This is a genomic window from Halomonas mongoliensis, from assembly GCF_052496345.1.
Genome location: NZ_CP199288.1, coordinates 1188814 through 1211043, shown reverse-complemented (window position 1 = coordinate 1211043; position 22230 = coordinate 1188814). Strand labels below are relative to the sequence as shown.

Below are 22230 nucleotides of genomic sequence, written 5' to 3'. Positions count from 1 at the left end.
GGGCGCAGGCGACAGGCCGGCGCCGGAATGATCAGGTGTTACGGGAGGTCAGCAGGCCGCTCAGCACCTCGGCCAGCGCTTCCTGGCGCAGGCTCTGCTGCTCGCGCTCCTCGCGCAGGAACTTGAGCGTGACGGTGCCCTGGGCCAGCTCGTCCTCGCCCAGCAGCAGCGCCAGTCGCGCGCCGCTCCTGTCGGCCTTCTTCATGCGGCTCTTGAAGCTGCCGCCGCCGCAGTGCAGCTGGGCACGCAGCTTGGGAAGCTCGCCGCGCAGTCGCTCGCCCAGCAGCAGGGCAGGGCCGGTGGCCTCATCGCTCATGGGCAGCACATAGAGGTCGAGCTCGCCGAGGGCGGCCTCGGGGACCAGGTCGAGGGTTTCGAGCAGCAGGATCAGGCGCTCGATGCCCATGGCGAAGCCTACCGCCGGGGTCGGCTTGCCGCCGAGCTGCTCCACCAGGCCGTCGTAGCGCCCGCCGGCACACACCGTGCCCTGGCTGCCCAGCGCCGTGGTGGTCCACTCGAAGACGGTGCGGCCGTAGTAGTCCAGGCCGCGCACCAGCCGCGGATTGACCACATAGGCGATGCCGGCGGCGTCGAGCATGGCGCAGAGCGCCTCGAAGTGCGTCCGGGAGTCCTCGTCCAGGTGGTCGATCAGCTTGGGCGCGCCGGCCAGCATGTCGGCCATCTCCGGATTCTTGGAGTCCAGGATGCGCAGCGGGTTGCTTCCCAGGCGGCGGCGGGAGTCCTCGTCGAGCCGGTCATGATGCGCCTCGAAGTAGGCCACCAGGGTGTCGCGATAGGCGGCACGCGCCTCCGAGGAGCCCAGGGAGTTGAGCTCCAGGGTGACGTGCTCCATCAGGCCCAGCTCGCGCCACAGGCGGGCCGAGAGCAGGATCACCTCTGCGTCGATGTCCGGCCCCTCCAGGCCGAAGGTCTCCACGCCCACCTGGTGGAACTGGCGGTAGCGGCCCTTCTGGGGGCGCTCGTGGCGGAACATCGGCCCCTGGTACCAGAGCCGCTGGGTCTGGTTGTGCAGCAGGCCGTGCTCCATGGCGGCGCGCACGCAGCTCGCCGTGCCCTCGGGGCGCAGGGTCAGGCTGTCACCGTTGCGGTCCTCGAAGGTGTACATCTCCTTCTCGACGATGTCGGTGACCTCGCCGATGGAGCGGGCGAACAGGGCGGTCTGCTCGACGATGGGGGTGCGGATCTCGGCATAGCCGTAGCGGGCCAGCAGCGCCCGTACCTTGCCCTCGAAGTACTGCCACAGCGGCGACTGCTCCGGCAGCAGGTCGTTCATGCCGCGGATGGCCTGGATCTTCTTCTTGCTACTGTCAGACTTGCTCAACGCTTGCTCCTTGATGGGTCGCCGCGGCGATCTGGTGCTGAGATTCAGCCGCGGGCGATCATGTCCTTCTCGGCCTGCTCCTTCTCGCGCACCTTGTCGCGGATCAGCCGCTCGAGGTCGTCGACCAGGTGGTCGTTGCGCAGCTTGGAGGCCGGCTTGCCGTCGATATAGACGAGGTTGGCCGGCGAGCCGCCGGTGAGCCCGATATCGCTCTCCTTGGCCTCGCCGGGGCCGTTGACCACGCAGCCGATCACCGAGACATCCAGCGGGGTCATGATGTCCTCGAGGCGCTCCTCCAGGGCGTTCATGGTGCCGATGACGTCGAAGTTCTGGCGCGAGCAGCTGGGGCAGGCGATGAAGTTGATGCCCTTGGCGCGCAGGCGCAGGCTCTTGAGCATGTCGAAGCCGACCTTGATCTCCTCGACGGGGTCCGCGGCCAGGGAGACCCGGATGGTGTCGCCGATGCCGTCCATCAGCAGGAGCCCGAGTCCGATGGAGGACTTGACGGTGCCCGAGCGCAGCCCGCCCGCCTCGGTGATCCCGAGGTGCAGGGGCTGTTCGATCAGGCCGGCCAGCTTGCGGTAGGCGGCCACCGCCATGAACACATCGGAGGCCTTGACGCTGACCTTGTACTCCTGGAAGTCGAGGCGGTCGAGGTGGTCGATATGGCGCATGGCGGACTCGACCAGGGCGTCCGGGGTGGGCTCGCCGTACTTCTTCTGCAGGTCCTTCTCGAGCGAACCCGCGTTGACGCCGATGCGGATGGGGATGCCGTTGTCCCGGGCGGCGCTGACCACGGCGCGTACGCGATCCTCGCGGCCGATATTGCCGGGGTTGATGCGCAGGCAGTCGACGCCGAGCTCGGCGACGCGCAGGGCGATTTTGTAGTCGAAGTGGATGTCGGCCACCAGGGGGACCTCCACCTCACGCTTGATCTTGCCGAAGGCCTCGGCGGCGTCCATGTCGGGGACGGAGACGCGCACGATGTCGGCGCCGGCCTCTTCGAGGCGGCGAATCTGCGCCACGGTGGCGGCCACGTCCAGGGTGTCGGTGTTGGTCATGCTCTGCACCGAGATGGGGGCGTCGCCCCCGACCGGTACCTTACCGACGTGGATCTGGCGGGACTTGCGGCGAACGATGGGGGATGGGGCGTGCATGGTGGCGGATCAATCTCCCAGAGTGAAGCGGGCGACATTGTTGGCGCCGGCGCGGGCGCCGAGGTCAACGGCCTCGCCGGCCCAGGTCAGTTCGACGCCGGTGGCGTTGCCCACGGTGAGGCGGAAAGGCGGCTCCCCTTCGACGCTGGCCGAGGTGCCGGGTTCCTGCAGGCCGACGAAGATGCGCTGGTTGTTGGCATCGAAGATCTCGGTCCAGGACTGCTCATTGAAGGTCAGCTCCAGCCGGCGCGGGTCGGCGGCGGCCTCCTCCACGACGGCTTCCTCGATGGCGGCTTCGTCGGCCATCTCGGGCTCGGCATCGGCCAGGGCCAGGGCGCCATCGGCGTCGACGCTCGCCGCGGCGGCCTCGTCGGCCATGGCGTCAGGGTCCTCCACCAGGCCCAGCCCCTCGTCCTCTTCGGGAAGGGGGGGCAGGCTCTCGGCGGGGGGCGCTTCGCTCACCGCCGGGGCTTCGGGTTCGCTGATGGTGGTGGTGGTGCCGTCAAGCCCATCCACGGCCACCGGGCCACTGTCGCTGATGCCGGGCGGCTCGTTCCCGCCGCGGCTCTGCCACCACATCAGGGTCAGCCCGATCAGGCCGGCGATCACCAGCAGGGTCACCAGCCGGAACAGCCAGGCACCGATTCGCGAGGGGGGGCGCGTCACCTGTACCGGGGTGACCTTGCGCTCGCTCTCCTCGCTGCCGAAGCGGCTGCGGTAGGCGTCGAGTACCGGCCTGTCCTCGATGCCCAGCAGGTGGGCATAGGCGCGCAGGTAGCCCCGCCGATAGGTGGGGATCGGCACCTCCTCGTAGTCGTCCTCCTCCAGGCCGCGGATCACCGCCGGGCGCAGGTTGAGGGCACCGGCCACCTCGCCGATCGAGAGGCCCTGGGACTCCCGCTCACGCCTGAGCTGCTCGCCCGGCGAAGCCGAGATGGCGCTGTCGGCGGGGTCTGGTGTCTGGGTATCGCTCATGGCTGAGCATCCTTCGTCAAGAGTCGTGATTCAGGGCGTGCCGGAGAGGCCGTCCAGTTGTTCGCTGTAGAAGGCCGCGGTGGTCCGGTCGCCTCGGGCCTCGGCAACCTGCCGGGCCAGCCTCAGGGCGTCGGGGCTCGGGCCGGCCAGGCGGATGAAGGTGCCGATCTGCTGCTGGGCGCGATCGAGGTTGCCCGCGGAGTACTCCAGCTCGGCCAGGGTGTAGTAGCTGCGCGGGCTGCGGGGGTCGATGTTCTGGGCCCGCTCCAGGCTCTGGCGGGCGGCGCCGATATCGCCCAGCTCGCGCTGGCACTGCCCCAGGTTGGCGAACAGCTGTGCCCGCTGGGGGTACTGGGCGTCGCTGGAGGCCAGCTCGAGCTGCTCGCAGGCCTCGCGAATGCGGCCCTGATCATAGAGGAAGGCCGCATAGTTGTTGCGCCCGCGGGTAAAGTTGCGGTTCGCCGAGAGGGCGCGGCGGAAGGTCTCATCGGCCAGCTGCCGCTCGCCCTGGCGCTGGTAGATCATGGCCATGGCCTGCAGCGCCTCGGGAGCGTTGGGGTCGATGGCGAGCGCGCGCTCCAGGGCGCCCATGGCGCGCTGCAGGTTGTCACGCTCCAGGTAGGCGATGCCCAGCTGGGTATGGGCATCCGCGGGGCTGGTGTCCCGATCGCTGCCGGCCAGGCCCTGGGACTGGGTGGCGCAGCCGGCCAGCCACAGGCTGCCCAGCAGGATGGCCAGGGCGGGCAGGCGCGAGGCTCCCGATACACTGAGGCGGCGCGTCATGGCGTTCTCCCGACGGTCGACAGGTAACTCCCCGGGTCGAGCCGGTCGCGGCACCTCGCCGGGGGGATGAAAGGCCTGACCATCAAAGCGTCGCGCCCGGTTGAAGTCAAGGTGACCCACCCGCTCAGTCGGCGTCGATCTGGATCGACTGGATATAGCGCTCGTGGCGCTTGGTACGATCCTTGACCCTTCCCACCAGCTGGCCGCAGGCGGCGTCGATATCGTCGCCGCGGGTGGTGCGGATCGGCGCCGTATAGCCAAGCTCATAGAGCCACTGCTGGAAGCGCACCACCTGGTTGCGGGACGGCTTCTCGTAGCCCGAGTGGGGGAAGGGATTGAAGGGAATCAGGTTGATCTTGCAGGGCAGCTCGCGCAGCAACTCGGCGAGCTCCCGGGCGTGCTCCTGCTGGTCGTTGACGTCCTTGATCACCGTGTACTCGATGGTGACCATGCGGGTGTCGTCGCACTTGGCCAGGTAGCGGTGGCAGGCGTCCAGCAGGGTGCGGATATTGTACTTGCGGTTGAGCGGCACCAGTTCGTTGCGCAGCGCGTCGTTGGCGGCATGCAGCGAGATGGCCAGGCTCACGTCGAGCTCGTCGCCGAGCCTGTCGAGCATCGGCACCACCCCGGAGGTGGAGAGGGTGACCCGGCGCTTGGAGAGGCCGTAGCCGTTGTCGTCGAGCATCAGCTTCATGGCCGGCACGACGTTGTCGTAATTGAGCAGCGGTTCCCCCATGCCCATCATCACCACGTTGGTGACCGGGCGGTTGGCGGTGTCCTTGCGCGGGCCCACGCTGCGCTGGGCGACCCACACCTGGCCGATGATCTCGGCGGCGGTGAGGTTGCGCTGGAAGCCCTGCTTGCCGGTGGAGCAGAAGCTGCAGTCCAGGGAGCAGCCCACCTGGGAGGAGACGCAGAGGGTGCGGCGCTTGCCGTTGTCGGCGGGAATCAGCACCGTTTCAACGTAGCTGCCGTCCTCGACCTCCAGCACCCACTTGCGGGTGCCGTCGCTGGAGGTGCCCTCGTAGACCACGCCGGGGCCGCGGATCTCGGCCACGTCCGCGAGCTTGGCGCGCAGCGCCTTGGAGAGGTTGGTCATGGCCGCGAAGTCGTCACAGCCCTCGTGGTGGATCCACTTCATCACCTGGGCGGCACGGAACTTCTTCTCGCCGATGGAGAGGAAGAAGGCTTCCATCTCCTCGCGGGACATGCCGAGCAGGTTGGTCTTCTGGGGTGCGGTATCAGCGGTCATGGCGGTCAGCGGGTCGGGAAAGGGAGAAGCAGGGGAGGCGGGGGCAGGGCCCCCGCCCGGGAGACGCGATCAGCGCGGGCAGATCTCGTCGGCGCCGAAGAAGTAGGCGATCTCGCGCTCGGCGGACTCGGGGGAGTCGGAGCCATGCACGGCGTTGGCGTCGATGGTCTCGGCGAAGTCGGCGCGGATGGTGCCCGGCGCGGCTTCCTTGGGGTTGGTGGCGCCCATCAGCTCACGGTTCTTGGCGATGGCGTCCTCGCCCTCGAGCACCTGGACCACCACCGGGCCGGAGGTCATGAAGCCGACCAGATCCTTGAAGAAGGGGCGCTCCTTGTGCTCGGCGTAGAAGCCGCCGGCCTTGTCGTCGTCCAGGTGCAGCATCTTGGCGGCGACGACCTGGAGGCCGGCCTTCTCGAAGCGAGCGATGATCTCGCCGATGGCGTTCTTGGCAACGGCGTCGGGCTTGATGATGGACAGGGTGCGCTGGGTAGCCATGGGCATGTCTCCAGTAGGGGGTGATGGACAGGGGTGTCGATGAATAGCGCCGCGCCGCCCCTGGGCTCTTGTGCTGGAGCCTGGGCGGCGCGGTGAAACTGATGAAGCTCGGCAGCGGACGCCGATTGGGCGCGGATTATACCGCCCCGGGGCGGCGTTGAACAATCGTCGCTACTGGGGGCGCGTCAGACCGTAAAGCTCTCGCCGCAGCCGCACTGGTCCTTGACGTTGGGGTTGTTGAAGCGGAAGAAGCGGTTGAGCCCTTCGTTGACGTAGTCCACTTCGCTGCCGTCAAGCACCTCCAACGCCTCCGGGGCGACGAAGACCTTGACGCCATGCTCCTCGAAACAGGTGTCGTCGCCCTCGGCCTCGTCGGCGAAGTCGAGTACGTAGCTGTAGCCGGAGCAGCCGCTGGGCTTGACCGAGACGCGCAGGCCGAGGCCCGCGCCGCGCTCCTCGAGCACCCGGCGAATCTGGTCGGCGGCGGCGGCGGTAATGGTCAAATGCGCCATGGGTCTCTCTCCTGAAGTCGATGGGTTGGCCCGAGGCCGATGGGTGTCACTGGGCGCTGCGGACGGCCTGGCGACGCAGCCCGGTCAGGGCGTGGCGCAGGGCGGCCAGGGCCATGTCGATGTCGGCCTCGGTGGTGAAGCGGCCGAAGCTGAAGCGCAGCGAAGCCAGCGCCAGGGCGCGGGGCAGGCCGATGCCCTTCAATACATAGGATGGCTCGACGCTGGCCGAGTTGCACGCCGAGCCGGTGGAGAGCGCCACGTCGCGCAGCGCCATCAGCAGCGACTCGCCGTCGACGCCCTCGAAGGCCAGGTTGAGGATATTGGGCACCGACACTTCCACCGCGGTATTGCGGTAGATGCCACCCAGGTCGGCCAGGCCGGCCAGCAGGCGGTCGCGAAGGGTGGTGATGCGGGCCTGGTCGGCCTCGCCCTCGGCCCCTGCCAGGGCGAAGGCCTCGCCCATCCCCACGATCTGGTGGGTGGGAAGGGTGCCGGAGCGCATGCCGCGCTCGTGGCCGCCGCCGTGGATCAGCGCCTCCAGGCGAATATCCGGGTCGCGCTTCACATAGAGGGCGCCGATGCCCTTGGGGCCGTAGGCCTTGTGGCCGGAGAGCGACATCAGGTCGATCCCCAGGCGCTTCACGTCCAGGTCCAAACGACCCACCGCCTGGGCGGCATCGGTATGGAAGAGGGCGCCCCCAGCGTGGGCCACCTCGGCCAGCGCCGCCAGGTCGTGGATGACGCCCAGCTCGTTGTTCACTGCCATCAGCGAGACCAGCACGGTGTCCTGGCGCATGGCGTCGCGTAGCTGCTCGGGCGTGATGCGGCCGTCGCGCCCCGGGGTCAGCCAGGTCACCTCGAAGCCTTCGGCTTCGAGGGCCAGGGCGGTGTCTACCACCGCCTTGTGCTCGACGGTGGAGGTCACCAGGTGGCGCCCCCGGGCGCGGTTGGCGCGCAGGTAGCCGGTCAGCGCCAGGTTGTCCGCCTCGGTGGCGCCGCTGGTCCAGACGATCTCGCGGGGGTCGGCGTTGATCAGGTCGGCCACCTGGCGGCGGGCATTCTCCACCGCCTGCTCCGCCTGCCAGCCCAGCATGTGGCTGCGCGAGGCGGGGTTGGCGAAGATGCCGTCGAGGGTCAGGTGGCGCGCCATCAGTTCGGCGACGCGGGGGTCGACGGGGGTGGTGGCGGCGTAGTCGAGATAGGCGGGTGTGGTCATGGCCTCGGAATCTGGTTGGGTGCGGTCCGGCGGTCCGGTGGCTCAGGGCGCCGAGGCGAGAATATCGCCGCTGTTGGCCTGGCGGTCGCGCTGGCGTCCGGCGATCTGCTGTACCTCCATGCGGGAGGCGAGCTGGCCCAGGGTGACGCCCTCCAGGAAGCCGTGGATGCGCTCGGAGAGCTCACACCACAGGTGGTGGGTCAGGCAGGTGTCGCCCTGTTGGCAGTCGGAGAGCCCGCCGCAGCGGGTGGCGTCCACCGACTCGTCCACGGCGTCGATCACCCGGGCCACCGAGATCGACTCGGGCGGCTGGGCCAGCAGGTAGCCACCGCCGGGGCCGCGTACGCTCTCCACCAGCTTCGCCCGGCGCAGCCGTGCGAAGAGCTGCTCCAGGTAGGAGAGCGATATCTCCTGGCGCCTGGAGATATCGGCCAGGCAGATGGGGCCCTGCTGGGCATTCATCGCCAGGTCGAGCATGGCGGTGACGGCGTAGCGTCCCTTGGTGGTCAGGCGCATGGCGTCCTCGGCGCCGAAGGAGTCGGCGGTCGGTGAGCGGGCACTCCCCGGGGGAGCACGGTCGATCGTGCATTATGGTAAAGACCAAGCGCTTTGGTCAACCATTGGCCCCGCGGTCGCCGTCGCCCCCGGCGTCGGTGTGCCGGGCAGGCGCCTTTTCCGGCATGGCGCAGGCGTCGGCATCGTCGAGCACGTCGGCGAAATCCTCGTCGCGCAGTTCCGGCAGGCGGCCGTCGCGATAGCTGGCGTCCACCTTGCGCAGGGTCTGGCACATGCGCTCGATGCGCTCGTCCACGGCGTGCATATGGTCGAGCATGGCCTGGATGGAGCGCGCTACCGGGTCCGGCATGTCCTCGCTGATGCCGTAGGCGTCGAAGCCGAACTTGCGACGCATCGCCTCGCGACGCTCTGGATCCACCTCGAGAATCTCGGCGGCATCGGGGTCGGCGCGCTTGACGATCTTGCCGGGAATGCCCACCACGGTGGCGCCGGCGGGCACCTCCTTGGTGACCACGGCGTTGGAGCCGATCTTGGCGCCGGCGCCCACGGTAAAGGGACCGAGGATCTTGGCCCCGGCGCCGACGATCACGCCGTTCTCCAGGGTGGGGTGACGCTTGCCCTTGTTCCAGCTGGTGCCGCCCAGGGTCACGCCGTGGTAGAGAGTCACGTCGTCATGGATCTCGGCGGTCTCGCCGATCACCACGCCCATGCCGTGGTCGATGAAGAAGCGTCGGCCGATCTTCGCCCCGGGGTGGATCTCGACGCCGGTGAGCCAGCGCGAGAAGGTGGAGAGGCTGCGCGCCAGCCACTTGAGATTCTTCTTCCACAGCCAGTGGCTGAGGCGATGGATCAGCAGGGCGTGGAGGCCCGGATAGTTGGTCAGCACCTCGAAGGCGTTGCGGGCCGCCGGGTCGCGGTCGAAAACGCTGTTGATGTCCTCACGCAGGCGTTGAAACATGCGGCGGTCCTTGGGCTGGAAGGGGGCAGGGCGGCATCTGCCGCAGAGGATGATATTTTCAGTGTGGGGGCGCGGTAGGCCCCCTTCAAGGCACGGCCTCGGGCGCCGCTCCAGAATAGCCTCAGGCGTCGTCCCGGGGCGGGGCCAGCTTCTCGGTGTCCGAGAGGATGCCGCGCAGGATGTTGAGCTCCATGCGCTCCGGGCGGGCCCGGAGAGTGAAGCGGCGCAGGCGAGCCATCAGCTGGCGCGGCATGGCCGGGTCGTGGAAGCCGATGGCGATGAGAGTGCGCTCCAGATGAGCGAAGTAGTGCTCAAGCTCCTCGTGGGTGGCCAGCGCCTGGGCGGGCTCCTCGGTGGGCGCTGGCTCCTCTTCCAGCCAGGCCAGGCGGCACTCGTAGGCGAGTACCTGCACCGCGGCGGCCAGGTTCAGGGAGCTGAAGTCGGGGTTGGTGGGGATATGCACATGGGCGTGGCAGCGCTGCAGTTCGGCGTTGGTCAGGCCGCTGTCCTCCCGGCCGAAGACCAGGGCGACCCGGGCGCCGTCGCCGGCCAGCTCCTGGGGCAGGCGCGCGCCCAGCGCCCGGGGGGCGATCATCGGCCAGGGCAGGGTGCGCGAGCGGGCGCTGGCCCCTACCACCAGGGTGCAGTCGGCCACCGCCTGCTCCAGGGTCTCTACCACTCGGGCGCCATGCACCAGGTGGTCGGCGCCGGAGGCCCGCGATACGCTGTCGGCGGTGACCGGCTCGCAGCGGGGTGCCACCAGGGCCAGGTCGGCGAGGCCCATGTTGTGCATGGCGCGGGCGACGCCGCCGATGTTGCCGGGGTGGCTGGTGCCGATCAGGACGATACGGATGCGGTCGAGCATGGTGGGCTTCCCTGGGATGACATGAATCGGGGCGATACCTCGGGGCGGCAGAGTCTAGCATGTTGTGCGGGCCGAGCGCCGCGGGGGCCATCGCCGATGGTCGTGGCGCAACGGGCCGGGGTCTGCTAGGATTCGCGCCGTCCGTTCCAACCGAACGCTTCCACGAACACCCCCGTTCTTTAACACCACCGACTCCCCAAGGCCCGATCATGCATCCGATGGTCCAATATGCGCTGCGTGCGGCACGCAGCGCCGGCGAACAGTTCCTGCGTATCCGTGAGCGTATCGAGAACGCCCACGAAGAGAGCAACCTCGATCGCCTGCTGGAAGACGCCGCCCGCAACGCCGAGGCGCTGATCGTCCGTCAGCTCTCCCGCGGTTACCCCCAGCACGGCGTCGTCGGCCGCTTTACCCCCCACCGCTCCGGTGAGGGTGAAGGTGCCGACACCCTGTGGAAGATCGAACCCTTCCACGGCTACTCCAACCTCGGCGTGGCCGCCTCCGGCTTCGCGCTGTCGGTGGTCTGCATGGTCAAGGGCCGCCCGGAGCATGCGGTGGTGATCTGTCCCTTCAGCGATGACGAGTACCTGGTCAGCCGCGGCCGCGGTGCCCAGCATAACGGCAAGCGCATTCGCGTGCCCAAGACCCACGCCGTGGGCGGTGCCCGCATCGCCATGGGTCTGCCCGAGACCTGGCTGCGCCCCCGCAACCTGCCCGCCTACCTGACCCTGGTCCAGCAGCTGGGCCCGGTCATCGAGGTGCAGCGCGCCTCCGGCAGCGGCCTGCTGGACCTGGCCGAGCTGGCCGCCGGCCGTGCCGACGCCGCCTTCGTGCTGGGCCTGGAGGAGCAGGACATGCAGGTCGGCACCCTGCTGCTCAAGGAGACCGGCGCCCTGATGGGGACCCCGGACGGCCAGCCGAAGGTCGAGGTGGAGGGCCAGCTGATGGCGGCGGGCCCGCGCCTCTACAAGGCCCTGGTCCAGCAGCTCAAGCCGCACTTCTAAGCGGCAAGCGAAAAGCCTGAAGCTGGAAGAAAAACCGCCCCCGCAGCAAAGCTGCGGGGGCGGTTTCGTTTGCAGGCTGCTCTCCAGCTTCCCGCTGTCAGGGCAGCTCCTCCTCGGCCTCGGCGTCCTCCTTCCTGGCGGGAATCAGATCCTCGCGCTGGAGGTGCACGGCGAGCAGCAGGGCCGCGGCTACGTAGATGGAGGAGAAGGTCCCCACCACCACGCCGATGATCAGGGCGATCGAGAAGTGGTGGATCATGTCGCCGCCCAGCATCAGCAGCGCCATCAGCACCAGCAGGGTGGTACCGGACGTCGCCAGGGTGCGCGACAGGGTCATGTTGATCGCTTCGTTGAAGATCGCCGGCATGTCGTCGATGCGTGACTTGCGGATCGTCTCGCGGATGCGGTCATAGACCACGATGGTGTCGTTGAGCGAATAGCCGATCACCGCCAGCAGCGCCGCCAGCACGGTGAGGTCGAAGTCGAGCTGGAACAGCGAGAAGATGCCGACCACGATGATCACGTCGTGCATCAGCGCCAGCAGGGCGCCGATGGCGAACTTGTACTGGAAGCGGAAGGCCACGTAGATCATCACGATGCCCAGCGCCACCAGCAGGCCGAGGCCCGACTGGTCGCGCAGCTGCTCGCCCACCTGGGCGCCGACGAACTCGGCGCGCACCAGCTCCACGCTGTCGCCGCCGGAGCGCAGCAGCTGCACCACGCGGTCGCCCACCTCGGGGTCGAAGGCCTGCTGCAGACGGATCAGCACCTCGGTAGAGGCGCCGAAGGTCTGCACCGAGACGTCGCGGAACTCGGCGGCCTCCAGGGTCTGGCGCACGGCCTCCAGCGAAGGCGCCACGGCGTAGCGCACCTCCACCAGGGTGCCGCCGGTGAAATCCAGCCCCAGGTTGAGCTGCTGGAAGAGCAGCGAAATGATCGACGCCAGGATCAGGGCCGCCGAGATCGCGAAGGCGACCTTGCGCTTGCCCATGAAGTCGAACTGTCGATTGATCAGGGTTTTCATGAGCACCTCTTAAATCCAGAGCTTCTTGACCGGCTTGCCGCCGTAGACGAGGTTCACCATGGCGCGGGTCACCAGCAGGGCGGTGAACAGCGAGGTGATGATCCCCAGCGACAGGGTCACGGCGAAGCCCTTGACCGGGCCGGTGCCGATCGAGAACAGGATCACCGCCACCAGCAGGGTGGTGATATTGGCATCGACGATGGAGGTGAAGGCGCGCTCATAGCCGGCGTGGATCGCCTGCTGTATCGAGAGCCCGCCGCGCAGCTCCTCGCGTATGCGTTCGAAGATCAGCACGTTGGCGTCCACCGCCATCCCCAGGGTCAGCACGATGCCGGCGATGCCGGGCAGGGTGAGGGTGGCGCCGAGCAGCGACATGGCCGCCATCAGCAGGGTCAGGTTCAGCGCCAGCGCGACGTTGGCGATGATGCCGAACACCTTGTAGCGGATCAGCATGAAGAGCACCACCAGCAGCAGGCCGATCTGCACTGACATCACGCCGCGCTTGATGTTCTCGGCCCCCAGGCTCGGGCCGATGGTGCGCTCCTGCACGAAGTAGATCGGTGCTGCCAGCGAGCCGGAGCGCAGCAGCAGGGCGAGCTCGGCGGCCTCGGTGGGCGAGTCGAGCCCGGTGATGCGGAAGCTGTTGCCCAGGGCGCTCTGGATGGTGGCCAGGCTGATGATGCCGCGCTCGGTGTAGGGCTCGCGGACGATCACCTCCTCGCCGTCGACCACCTCGACGCTGTCGCGGGTCTTGTGCTCGATGAAGATCACCGCCATGTTGCGACCGATATTGGTGCGGGTGGCGCGGTTCATCAGGGTGCCGCCGGTGCCGTCCAGGTTGATGTTGACCTGGGGGCGGCCGTTCTCGTCGAAGCTGCGGCTGGCGCTGGAGACGCTGTCGCCGGTGATGATGACGTCGCGCATCAGCTCGGCGGTGCGCGACTCGTCGTTGCGAAAGCCCAGGCGCTCGGTCTCGTTGTCCGGCGTATCCGGACGCGCCTCGAGGCGGAACTCCAGGTTGGCGGTGGCGCCCACTACCCGCTTGGCAGCCACGGTGTCCTGGACCCCGGGCAGCTCCACCACGATGCGGTCGGGGCCCTGGCGCTGCACCATGGGCTCGGCCACGCCCAGCTCGTCCACCCGGTTGCGCAGGGTGGTGAGGTTCTGGTTGACCGCGTAGTCCTGGATCTCGTTGACCGCCTGGTCGGTAAGCGTCATGGCCAGCGCCGCGCCGCGGCCGTCGCCCACGTTCTGGTAGTCGAAGTCGCGGAACTCGCGGCTGATCAGGCGGCGGGCCGCATCGCGGTCCTCCTCGGTGGTGAAGGTCAGCGTCAGGGTGCGCCCCTCGATCTCGGTGCCGCGGTAGCGGATGCGCTCGCTGCGCAGCTGCTCGCGCATGGCGCTGGCATTGACCTCGAGGCGCTGGGTCACCGCGGCGTCCATGTCCACCTCCAGCAGGAAGTGCACGCCGCCGCGCAGGTCGAGGCCGAGCGTCATGGGCGAGGCGGAGAGCGCCTGCAGCCAGGCCGGGGTGGATTCGGCCAGGTTCAGGGCCACCACGAAGTCGTCGCCGAGCATGGCGGCGATGCGGTCGCGGGCCTGGAGCTGTTCATCGGCGTCGTCGAGGCGGATCAGCACGCTGCTCTCGTCGCGTTCGACGGCCTTGATGGTGATACCGGCGTCGCGCAGGGCGCTCTGGATGCGCTCCAGTTCGCCTTCGTCGACGGTGGCGTCGCCGCTGGCGCTGCTGATCTGCACCGCCGGATCTTCGGGGTAGAGGTTGGGCAGCGAATAGACCAGGCCGGCGGCGAGGATGACCAGTATCAGCAGATACTTCCACAGTGGGTAACGGTTGAGCATGGGAGCCCTGCCCTCAGGTTGCGGACATCAGGGTGGTGACGTGAAGACGTCACGATCGCCGCAGGGTTCCTGCGACGATCGAAAGCGGCCCCGCAGGGGCGGGGCCGGAAGGACACGACTCAGATGGACTTGATGGTGCCCTTGGGCAGCACCGCCGCGACGGCGTTCTTCTGCACGTTGATCTGGGTGCCTTCGGCGACTTCCATGGTCAGGAATTCGCTTTCGTCGCTCACCTTGGTGATGCGGCCCAGCACGCCGCCGCCGATGACGATCTCGTCACCCTTGGCGAGGCTGCCGATCAGCTGCTTGTGCTGCTTGGCCCGCTTGGCCTGGGGGCGCCACAGCAGGAAGTAGAAGATCAGCACGAAGCCGAGCAGCATGACGATCTGGGCCATGCCGCTGCCGGCGGCGGCGTCCTGGGCATAGGCCGGAGCGATGAGGAAATCCAGCATGGGTGGGTGTCTCCTGGTTGGTATGAAAAGTTGGTATGAAAGGTCGAGATGGGTAAGGGGTGCTGCCCGCCTGGGCGGGCCAGCGCTCCCCGGCGCGCCCGTCAGGGGCGCCGGGGGCGATCAATTCGGAGCGGGAGGCACCGGCAGGCCGCGCCGTGCATAGAAGCCTTCCACGAAGTTCGCCAATGTACCCGCTTCGATGGCACCGCGCAAACCGGCCATCAGGCGCTGATAGTGGCGCAGATTGTGGATGGTGTTGAGCATGGAGCCAAGCATCTCGCCGCAGCGATCCAGGTGGTGCAGATAGGCTCGGGAGAAGTGCTGGCAGGTGTAGCAGTCGCAGTCGTCTTCCAGCGGGCGGGTATCATGGCGGTGCTTGGCGTTGCGGATCTTGACCGTGCCCTCGGCGGTGAAGAGGTGGCCGTTCCGGGCATTGCGAGTCGGCATCACGCAGTCGAACATGTCGACCCCGCGGCGCACCCCCTCCACCAGATCCTCGGGCTTGCCCACGCCCATCAGGTAGCGGGGTTTCTCCTCGGGCATCCAGGCGGGCAGGTAGTCCAGGGTCCGGATCATCTCCTCCTTGGGCTCGCCCACCGAGAGGCCGCCGATGGCCAGGCCGTCGAAGCCGATGTCGAGCAGCCCCTTGAGCGACTGCTCGCGCAGCTCGGGGTACATGCCGCCCTGGATGATGCCGAAGAGCGCCGAGGGCGACTCGCCGTGGGCCTCCCGGGAGCGCTTGGCCCAGCGCAGGGAGCGCTCCATGGAGAGCGCGGCCTCCTTCTCGGTGGCCGGGTAGGGGGTGCACTCATCGAAGATCATCACCACGTCGGAGCCCAGCGAGCGCTGCACCGCCATGGACTCCTCGGGGCCCATGAACACCTTGGCGCCGTCCACCGGCGAGCGGAAGTGCACGCCCTGCTCGGTGATCTTGCGCATGGCGCCGAGCGAGAAGACCTGGAAACCGCCGGAGTCGGTGAGGATCGGCTTGTGCCACTGGGCGAAGTCGTGCAGGTCGCCGTGGCCCTCGATCACCTCCATGCCCGGGCGCAGCCAGAGGTGGAAGGTGTTGCCGAGGATGATCTCGGCGCCGATCTCCTCCACGGAGGCCGGGGTCATTCCCTTGACGGTGCCGTAGGTGCCCACCGGCATGAAGGCCGGCGTTTCGACCGTTCCCCGGGGAAAGGTCAGTCTGCCGCGGCGGGCCCGGCCGTCGGTGGCCAGGCGCTCGAAGGACATGAAGCATTCGTTACGCATGAGGGTCTCGGATCAGGAAGGCTGGCGGGTCAGGAACATCGCATCGCCATAGCTGAAGAAGGCGTAGCGCTGGGCCACCGCCTCGGCGTAGGCCGCCATGGTGGTGTCGTAGCCGGCGAAGGAGGAGACCAGCATCAGCAGGGTGGACTCCGGCAGGTGGAAGTTGGTGATCAGGGCGTCCACGCAGCGCCACTCGTAGCCGGGGTAGATGAAGATATCGGTCTCGCCGCGATAGGGGGCGATCTCGCCGCTGCCGCTCTTCAGGCAGGCGCTCTCCAGGCAGCGCACGCTGGTGGTGCCCACGGCGATCACCCGGCGGCCGGCGGCGCGGGCGGTGCGCACCTTGGCGCAGACCTCCTCGTCCACCTCCAGCCACTCGCTATGCATGGCGTGCTCGCGGATATCGTCCACGCGCACCGGCTGGAAGGTGCCGGCACCCACGTGCAGGGTGACGAAGGCGCGCTCCACCCCCTTTGCGGCAAGCGCCTCGAGCAGCGGCTCGTCGAAGTGCAGCCCTGCGGTGGGCGCGGCCACCGCGCCGGCGCGGCGGGCATAGACGGTCTGGTAGCGCTCGCGGTCGGTACTCTCGTCCTCGCGGTCGATATAGGGCGGCAGCGGCATATGGCCGTGCGCCTCGAGCAGCGCGATCAGCGGCGTCTCACCCAGGAAGCGCAGCTCGAAGAGGGCGTCCCGGCGCCCCTCCACCACGGCGCGGATGCCGCCCTCGAACTCAAGCTCGGTGCCCGGTTTCGGCGACTTGCTCGAGCGCAGGTGGGCCAGGCCGCGGTGGGCGTCCAGGGGGCGCTCCAGCAGCATCTCCACCTTGCCACCGCTGGCCTTGTGGCCGTGCAGGCGGGCGGGGATCACCCGGGTATCGTTGAAGACCAGCAGATCGCCGGGCTCGAGCAGCTCGAGGAGGTCCGGGAAGCGGCGGTGGGCCAGCTCGCCGCTGGCGCCGTCGACGCACAGCAGCCGGCAGTCGCTGCGCTGCTCGGAGGGATAGCGGGCGATCAGCTCGTCGGGGAGCTCGAAATGGAAGTCGGCGCGCTGCATGGGCGGTATCGGAATCCGGTGTCTTGGCAAGCCGCCTAGGATACCGGCTCGATCGGGGGAAGTCAGGACCCAGATTGACCCGCCGCCGGGCCCACGTATAATGCCTCTCGCGTTGCCGGCGTGGCGAAATTGGTAGACGCAGGAGATTCAAAATCTCCCGGGGGCAACCTCTTGTCGGTTCGAGTCCGACCGCCGGTACCAGTGTTTTGCAGACCCTCTTCCAGAACGGCCGCCCCAGGGCGGTCGTTCGCGTTTGTGCAACGCTCTGGTGTTTGGCTCGCCGCGCCGAGCGCTGCGGGGTATCGTGGTTGCCGAACATCATGTCCCTGCTAATGGAGTCAGCATGAGCGATCACGTCTACGTTCCGTCCCGGGTCTGGAAGTGGGAGCAGCCCAGCGGCGGCACCTTCGCCAGCATCAACCGCCCCGTGGCCGGCCCCACCCACGACAAGGCGCTGCCGGTGGGCAAGCACCCGCTGCAGCTCTACTCCATGGGCACGCCCAACGGGGTCAAGGTCACGGTGATGCTGGAGGAGCTGCTGGCGCTGGGGCATGCCGGCGCCGAGTATGACGCCTGGCTGATCCGCATCGGCGATGGCGACCAGTTCGGCAGCGGCTTCGTCGAGGTGAACCCCAACTCCAAGATCCCGGCGCTGATGGACCGCTCCGCCAGCCCGCCCCAGCGGGTCTTCGAGTCCGGCGCCATCCTGCTCTATCTGGCCGAAAAATTCGGCGAGTTCCTGCCCGACGGTCACGCCGAGCGCACCGAGACCCTCAGCTGGCTCTTCTGGCAGATGGGCAGCGCCCCCTACCTGGGCGGCGGCTTCGGCCACTTCTACGCCTATGCGCCTGAGAAGCTCGAGTACCCCATCAACCGCTTCGCCATGGAGGCCAAGCGCCAGCTCGACGTGCTGGACCGCCGCCTGGCGGAGTCGCGCTACCTGGGGGGCGATATCTACACCATCGCCGATATCGCCAACTGGCCCTGGTACGGTCAGCTGGTGCTGGGGCGGCTCTATGACGCGGGGGAGTTCCTGCAGGTGCAGGAGTACCGGCACGTGCTGCGCTGGGCGCAGGAGATCGATAGCCGGCCGGCGGTGCAGCGCGGGCGCATGGTCAACCGCACCTTCGGCGAGCCCGAGATGCAGCTGCACGAGCGGCACGACGCCGGCGACTTCGAGACCCGTACCCAGGACCGGCTCGGCTCCGAGGGCTGAGGAGCACCACTGCCGGGGCGAGGCGCGACTCGTCCCGGCCTGGGGAACCCCCCGGCGGCCCGCAAGTCTCTGAAGTGGGTACGTTCCATCACTGGAGCGTTCAGCTACCGAGACAAGGAGAGTGTTGCATGAGCTCCCAAGAAGCGTCTTCGCCTTCCGACCCGCCCCTTCGCCGCCACCACCGCCCCAGCGGATTCTCCGACTGGTTTGCCTACCGGCTGGTGCGCTTCATGCGCTTCTTCGCCGACCTGTTTTTCGCCGGGCGCTACGGCCACCGCGCCGTGGTGCTGGAGACGGTGGCCGCCGTGCCGGGCATGGTGGGTGGAACGCTGCAGCACCTGCGCTCCCTGCGGCGCCTGAAGGGCGACGATGGCTGGATTCGTACCCTGCTCGACGAGGCCGAAAACGAACGCATGCACCTGATGACCTTCATCGAGGTGGCGCGGCCCACCCGGTTGGAGCGGGCTCTGATCGTGCTGGCCCAGGGGGCGTTCTACAACCTCTTCTTTCTGCTCTATCTCTGTTCGAGCAGGACGGCCCACCGGGTGGTGGGCTATCTCGAGGAGGAGGCGGTGATCAGCTATACCGAGTATCTCGAGGGCATCGACAGCGGGAAGTACGAGAACATTCCGGCGCCGCAGATCGCCATCGACTACTGGAAGCTTCCCGCCGATGCGCGCCTGCGCGAGGTGGTCGAGGCGGTGAGGGCCGACGAGGCCGACCATCGCGACGTCAACCACGATTTTGCCGACCAGATCGCCGGCGGCCGCTGAGCGCCGGGCGATGGCGCTCGCCTCAGTTGATGGCGGTGATGATCACCGGAGCCACGCCGCGGTTGAGCATGCCGAGCTCCCGGGCGGCGCGCTTGGAGAGGTCGATGATGCGTCCTTTCACGAAGGGGCCGCGGTCGTTGATCACCACGGTGACCTCGCGGCCGGTGTCCGGTCGGGTCACGACGACTTCGGTGCCGAAGGGTAGGTCGGGGTGGGCGGCGGTCAGCTGGTTCTGGTCGAATCGCTCACCGCTGGCGGTGGCTCGGCCGTGGAACTTGTCGTGATAGAAGGAGGCGTAGCCTTCCTGAATCTCCGCCTCGGCCTCATGGGCCAGGGCCGCCTGGGTACCGAGGGTCAACGCGCCTGTCAGGCAGCAGGCGAGGAACAGTCTCGATCGGGTTCCCATCTGGGTTTCCTCAGGGTCTCTCGTAGTGCGGGTCGCGTATGCTGCGATGCAGCGAGTTGCCAAAGGGCGAGTCGATAGTAGCCGCCTTTCCCGGAGGCCACAACCCTTTCTCGGAGATCGGCGAAGATGGCCGCAGAATAGCGACAATCTCCTAATGCAGTGTTCGCTATGAGCCGGGCCCATGACGGCAGGGGCCGCGCCTACCCGGCCATGATCAGCTCCCCCCCTTCGATAAGACCCGGTGCGCCCACCCGCCAGGGGCGATTGTCCAGGCCGTGGCCGACGGGCAGCCCGTGGTAGAGCGGCACGTCCAGCGGGGCCAGGGTCTCGGCGATGATGGCCTCCAGCGGGGTCGCGTCGAAGGCGCTGCACCCCTCGAAGGTGCCCAGGCAGATCGCGCCGGCGGCGTCGAGGGCGCCGCCGTGAACCAGCTGCCAGAGGGCCCGCTCCAGGCGGTAGTAGGGCTCGCCCACGTCCTCGAGTACCACCAGGGCCCCGGCAGGCGCATGAAAGGCCGCCGGTGTCCCCGCCAGGCTCGCCAGGGTGATGAGGTTGCCGCCCACCACCGGGCCCGCCAGGCGTGCGGGGGCCTCGCCCCAGGGGCGGAGGGGCAGGCGCTGTTCGGCAGGGCCGCCTATCAGCGTCAGGGTCTCCTCGAACTGTCGGCGGACAAGGGCGCGGGCCTGCGCGTCGTCCTCCAGGAGTCTGCCCGCCGCCTTGACCACCGGGCCGTGGATGGCCGGCAGCTCCTGGCGGCGCCAGTGATCGAGCAGCACGGTGACGTCGGAGAAGCCCACCAGCGGCTTGGGGTGCGCCTTGAGGTGCGCCCAGTCGATGCCGTCCAGCAGCTGGGCGGCGCCATAGCCGCCGCGGATGGCCCAGACCGCCCGGGTATCGGGGTCGGCGTAGGCGGCATGCAGCTGATCCAGGCGCCACTGGCGCTCGCCCGCCAGGTAGCGGGTCGGACGCTGCAGCGGTTCGGGGCAGTGCACCCGGACGTCCAGGGACTCGAGCCCGCGAATGCCGGCCGCCACGGCGGCGGCATCGGTGACCGAGGAGAGGGCGACGAGGCTGATGGCAAGCGGCATGGTCGGGTTCCGGCAGTGGCGAGGGCTCCAAGGATGGCATGGCCTGGCGCCGCCTGCATCCGGCCTCGGAAACGAAAACGCCCCATCCGAAGATGGGGCGTGGGAGCTGTCGACGAGGGCGTGCGTCAGTGTCGCGGCGCCGTCTCCTCCTCGAACAGTTCTGCCTTGGCCTCGCGCATCACGTCCTCGCAGGCGGCCTGGTGGGCCAGCTGGGTGAGCAGGCTCTGGGTCACGGCGAAGCCCTTGCCCAGGCAGGTGTCGATCTCGTCCCGACTCACCGTCGGGGTCACGTCGCAGTCGATCTTCAGGGTTCTGCTGCCGCCGTCCAGCCGGTCGGCAAAGTCACGCAGCTGCCAGGCGATTCGTTCCTTCCAGCTAGCTGATTCATCCGCGCTCTCGTTTACGCTAAACGTGCACCGCCATTCAGGTTTGTAGACCTTCATGTGAACCTCCGTGCTGGCTTGGAATGAATGATCGATCGTGTATTCTGCTCCGTACAGGGATGTTGCACCCTCCAGCATACCGATTTCGCACCGCTGTTGCAGGCATCAATGCAGCGGCACGACCAATGAGTCAGGAGAGCACCGATGGCGAGCGTCTTTACCCGTATCATCCAGGGAGAGATCCCGGGGCATTTCGTCCACGAGGACGACCAGTGCGTGGTCATCATGACCATCCAGCCGATGAAGCCCGGCCATGTGCTGGTGATCCCCCGGGAGGAGGTGGACCACTGGGATGATCTCTCTGAGCCCCTCTACCAGCACCTGATGAGCGTCTCGCGGCGCCTGGCCAAGGCGATCAAGCGGGCCTTTCCCTGCAAGCGGGTCGGCATGCTGGTGGTGGGACTGGAGGTGCCCCACGTGCATATTCATCTCACCCCCCTGGACGAGATGAGCGATATCCAGGTGGTGGATCTGCCCATGGCCGACCAGGCGGATCTGGCGGCCGCTGCCGAGAAGCTGCGTGCGGCCCTGGCGGCGTAGCGGTAGCGGCCGCCTCTTCGGCCTGCGTGCCGGGCTGCTGGCCGCCGGCCTGGCCCTGCTCTCCGGCTGCGCAGCCCTGGCGCCGTCGCCGCCGCAGGATCAGAGCAACCTCTGTGAGATCTTCCGCGAGCAGCCCCGCTGGTACGACTATGCGCGGGCGTCCGAGGAGCGCTGGGGCACGCCCATCGCCACCCAGATGGCCTTTATCCAGCAGGAGTCCTCCTTCCAGAGCCATGTGCGCCCGCCCCGCAAGCGCTACCTGGGGTTCATTCCCGGCCCCAGGCCCTCCTCGGCCCGGGGCTATGCCCAGGCCCTGGACCCGGTGTGGGGCGAGTATCGCGAGGCGCAGGGTGGCACCCTGGCCCGGCGCAGCCATATGAAGCACGCCACCGACTTCATCGGCTGGTACAACGCGCGCAGCCAGCGGCAGGCCGGCATCTCGCTGCGCAACCCCGAGCACCTCTACCTGGCCTACCACGAGGGGGCGGGGGGCTATCAGCGCGGCACCTGGCGTGGCAAGCCCGCCGTGCAGCGCGCCGCCCGCCAGGTCTCGGCGCGCGCCGGCCGCTATCAGGCGCAGCTGGCGAGCTGCGAGGCGGAGTTCCAGTGCCGGCGCTTCTATCAGGTCGGACCCTTCTGCCGCTGAGCCCGTGGTGGTTCAGGCGAGCGCCTGCCACCCCTCGTGGGCGCAGCTGCCGCAGCGGTAGAAGGCTTCGAAGCCGCCATACTCGCTCTCGCGAATGGTGCCCCGCTGGAAGCGGTAGCTGCGCAGGCTGCACACCGGGCAGCGCTCCACCTCGTCGCGGGGCGCCCTGGGGGGCGGCACGGTCGACGTCGGCGCCGCGGGGGGCTCCTCGCCCAGGCGCTCAAGCTCCTCAGCCAGCGAGCCTGCCAGGGAGCTGGCTCGCTCGCGGTGCTCGCTGGCAGCCAGGCTGGCCAGTTCATCAATCCTGGCCTTGAGGTCGGCCATCCGTGCGGTGATATCGGCCATCGCGCGTCTCCTGCGGGGGCGGTGGGGGCTCTCCTGAGCATAACCTCCCGGC

The 22230-nt window shown here is 68.4% G+C and carries 25 protein-coding genes and 1 tRNA gene; 6 read left to right on the top strand and 20 right to left on the bottom strand.

All coding sequences use genetic code 11. From position 1 onward, the window contains the following. Positions 1–31: 31 nt before the first annotated feature. The 11 genes from hisS to trmJ all read right to left on the bottom strand — a co-directional run bounded on the left by hisS (position 32) and on the right by trmJ (position 10071). Positions 32–1342, bottom strand: a complete 1311-nt coding sequence (gene hisS, locus ACRYRV_RS05610; protein WP_444985708.1) for a histidine--tRNA ligase — start codon at positions 1340–1342, stop codon at positions 32–34. 44 nt (positions 1343–1386) lie between these two features. Then, positions 1387–2499: a flavodoxin-dependent (E)-4-hydroxy-3-methylbut-2-enyl-diphosphate synthase gene (gene ispG, locus ACRYRV_RS05605; RefSeq protein ID WP_309637119.1), complete on the bottom strand. Its 1113-nt coding sequence runs from the start codon at positions 2497–2499 to the stop codon at positions 1387–1389. Positions 2500–2508: 9 nt separating this feature from the next. Further along, positions 2509–3474, bottom strand: a complete 966-nt coding sequence (locus ACRYRV_RS05600; RefSeq protein ID WP_309637120.1) for a RodZ domain-containing protein — start codon at positions 3472–3474, stop codon at positions 2509–2511. A 30-nt stretch (positions 3475–3504) separates the two neighbouring features. Then, positions 3505–4257, bottom strand: a complete 753-nt coding sequence (gene pilW / locus ACRYRV_RS05595; RefSeq protein ID WP_444985709.1) for a type IV pilus biogenesis/stability protein PilW — start codon at positions 4255–4257, stop codon at positions 3505–3507. A 124-nt stretch (positions 4258–4381) separates the two neighbouring features. Beyond that, positions 4382–5509: a 23S rRNA (adenine(2503)-C(2))-methyltransferase RlmN gene (rlmN, locus tag ACRYRV_RS05590; RefSeq protein ID WP_299310890.1), complete on the bottom strand. Its 1128-nt coding sequence runs from the start codon at positions 5507–5509 to the stop codon at positions 4382–4384. Positions 5510–5578: 69 nt separating this feature from the next. Beyond that, positions 5579–6004 (bottom strand): nucleoside-diphosphate kinase, encoded by a 426-nt coding sequence (ndk, locus tag ACRYRV_RS05585; RefSeq protein WP_253449099.1) that lies wholly within the window; start codon positions 6002–6004, stop codon positions 5579–5581. 185 nt (positions 6005–6189) lie between these two features. Beyond that, positions 6190–6516 carry a HesB/IscA family protein gene (locus tag ACRYRV_RS05580; RefSeq protein ID WP_444985710.1) on the bottom strand — a complete coding sequence of 109 codons (327 nt, stop codon included), beginning with the start codon at positions 6514–6516 and terminating at the stop codon, positions 6190–6192. A 46-nt stretch (positions 6517–6562) separates the two neighbouring features. Then, entirely contained in the window at positions 6563–7732 is a 1170-nt protein-coding gene (locus ACRYRV_RS05575; RefSeq protein WP_444985711.1) for an aminotransferase class V-fold PLP-dependent enzyme, read from the bottom strand. A gap of 42 nt (positions 7733–7774) precedes the next feature. Beyond that, positions 7775–8248 (bottom strand): Fe-S cluster assembly transcriptional regulator IscR, encoded by a 474-nt coding sequence (gene iscR / locus ACRYRV_RS05570; RefSeq protein ID WP_253449108.1) that lies wholly within the window; start codon positions 8246–8248, stop codon positions 7775–7777. Positions 8249–8345: 97 nt separating this feature from the next. Continuing rightward, the gene (gene cysE / locus ACRYRV_RS05565) at positions 8346–9206 is read right to left on the bottom strand and encodes a serine O-acetyltransferase (RefSeq protein WP_309637123.1); all 861 of its coding nucleotides are present in this window, start codon (positions 9204–9206) and stop codon (positions 8346–8348) included. Between the two features lie 121 nt (positions 9207–9327). After that, a complete protein-coding gene (gene trmJ / locus ACRYRV_RS05560; RefSeq protein WP_253449114.1) occupies positions 9328–10071 on the bottom strand; it encodes a tRNA (cytosine(32)/uridine(32)-2'-O)-methyltransferase TrmJ in 744 nt (247 codons plus the stop codon). 209 nt (positions 10072–10280) lie between these two features. Here trmJ and ACRYRV_RS05555 point away from each other — a divergent pair, with 209 nt between their 5' ends. Further along, entirely contained in the window at positions 10281–11075 is a 795-nt protein-coding gene (locus tag ACRYRV_RS05555; RefSeq protein WP_253449117.1) for an inositol monophosphatase family protein, read from the top strand. Between the two features lie 97 nt (positions 11076–11172). Here the strand turns inward: ACRYRV_RS05555 and secF are convergent, their stop codons facing one another. The 5 genes from secF to queA form a co-directional block, all read right to left on the bottom strand. After that, on the bottom strand, positions 11173–12099 hold the full coding sequence (gene secF / locus ACRYRV_RS05550; protein ID WP_253449120.1) for a protein translocase subunit SecF: 927 nt from the start codon (positions 12097–12099) through the stop codon (positions 11173–11175). A gap of 9 nt (positions 12100–12108) precedes the next feature. Further along, a complete protein-coding gene (secD, locus tag ACRYRV_RS05545) occupies positions 12109–13959 on the bottom strand; it encodes a protein translocase subunit SecD (protein ID WP_253449123.1) in 1851 nt (616 codons plus the stop codon). 119 nt (positions 13960–14078) lie between these two features. Then, positions 14079–14411, bottom strand: coding sequence for a preprotein translocase subunit YajC (gene yajC / locus ACRYRV_RS05540; protein ID WP_253449126.1), 333 nt, complete (start codon positions 14409–14411; stop codon positions 14079–14081). 120 nt (positions 14412–14531) lie between these two features. Then, positions 14532–15650, bottom strand: coding sequence for a tRNA guanosine(34) transglycosylase Tgt (gene tgt / locus ACRYRV_RS05535; protein WP_253451982.1), 1119 nt, complete (start codon positions 15648–15650; stop codon positions 14532–14534). Between the two features lie 30 nt (positions 15651–15680). After that, positions 15681–16721, bottom strand: coding sequence for a tRNA preQ1(34) S-adenosylmethionine ribosyltransferase-isomerase QueA (gene queA / locus ACRYRV_RS05530; protein ID WP_444985712.1), 1041 nt, complete (start codon positions 16719–16721; stop codon positions 15681–15683). A gap of 114 nt (positions 16722–16835) precedes the next feature. Here queA and ACRYRV_RS05525 point away from each other — a divergent pair. The 3 genes from ACRYRV_RS05525 (at position 16836) to ACRYRV_RS05515 (ending at position 18710) form a co-directional block, all read left to right on the top strand. Next, positions 16836–16922: transfer RNA gene (locus ACRYRV_RS05525), tRNA-Leu, on the top strand. Between the two features lie 142 nt (positions 16923–17064). Beyond that, positions 17065–17937 carry a glutathione-dependent disulfide-bond oxidoreductase gene (yghU, locus tag ACRYRV_RS05520; protein WP_444985713.1) on the top strand — a complete coding sequence of 291 codons (873 nt, stop codon included), beginning with the start codon at positions 17065–17067 and terminating at the stop codon, positions 17935–17937. Positions 17938–18065: 128 nt separating this feature from the next. Beyond that, complete coding sequence (locus ACRYRV_RS05515; RefSeq protein ID WP_110068414.1) at positions 18066–18710, top strand: alternative oxidase; 645 nt, start codon at positions 18066–18068, stop codon at positions 18708–18710. Positions 18711–18732: 22 nt separating this feature from the next. Here ACRYRV_RS05515 and ACRYRV_RS05510 read toward each other — a convergent pair whose 3' ends face one another. The 3 genes from ACRYRV_RS05510 to ACRYRV_RS05500 all read right to left on the bottom strand — a co-directional run bounded on the left by ACRYRV_RS05510 (position 18733) and on the right by ACRYRV_RS05500 (position 20647). Beyond that, positions 18733–19116 carry a septal ring lytic transglycosylase RlpA family protein gene (locus ACRYRV_RS05510; protein ID WP_253449134.1) on the bottom strand — a complete coding sequence of 128 codons (384 nt, stop codon included), beginning with the start codon at positions 19114–19116 and terminating at the stop codon, positions 18733–18735. A gap of 200 nt (positions 19117–19316) precedes the next feature. Continuing rightward, on the bottom strand, positions 19317–20204 hold the full coding sequence (locus ACRYRV_RS05505; protein WP_110068416.1) for a S66 peptidase family protein: 888 nt from the start codon (positions 20202–20204) through the stop codon (positions 19317–19319). A 125-nt stretch (positions 20205–20329) separates the two neighbouring features. Next, on the bottom strand, positions 20330–20647 hold the full coding sequence (locus ACRYRV_RS05500) for a hypothetical protein (protein WP_110068417.1): 318 nt from the start codon (positions 20645–20647) through the stop codon (positions 20330–20332). 144 nt (positions 20648–20791) lie between these two features. Here ACRYRV_RS05500 and ACRYRV_RS05495 point away from each other — a divergent pair, with 144 nt between their 5' ends. Together ACRYRV_RS05495 and ACRYRV_RS05490 are read left to right on the top strand one after the other, a co-directional pair. After that, entirely contained in the window at positions 20792–21187 is a 396-nt protein-coding gene (locus tag ACRYRV_RS05495; protein ID WP_110068418.1) for an HIT family protein, read from the top strand. 22 nt (positions 21188–21209) lie between these two features. Further along, positions 21210–21833 carry a transglycosylase SLT domain-containing protein gene (locus tag ACRYRV_RS05490; RefSeq protein ID WP_253451985.1) on the top strand — a complete coding sequence of 208 codons (624 nt, stop codon included), beginning with the start codon at positions 21210–21212 and terminating at the stop codon, positions 21831–21833. Positions 21834–21845: 12 nt separating this feature from the next. Here the strand turns inward: ACRYRV_RS05490 and ACRYRV_RS05485 are convergent, their stop codons facing one another. Continuing rightward, on the bottom strand, positions 21846–22178 hold the full coding sequence (locus tag ACRYRV_RS05485) for a hypothetical protein (RefSeq protein WP_253449137.1): 333 nt from the start codon (positions 22176–22178) through the stop codon (positions 21846–21848). Positions 22179–22230 lie beyond the last annotated feature (52 nt).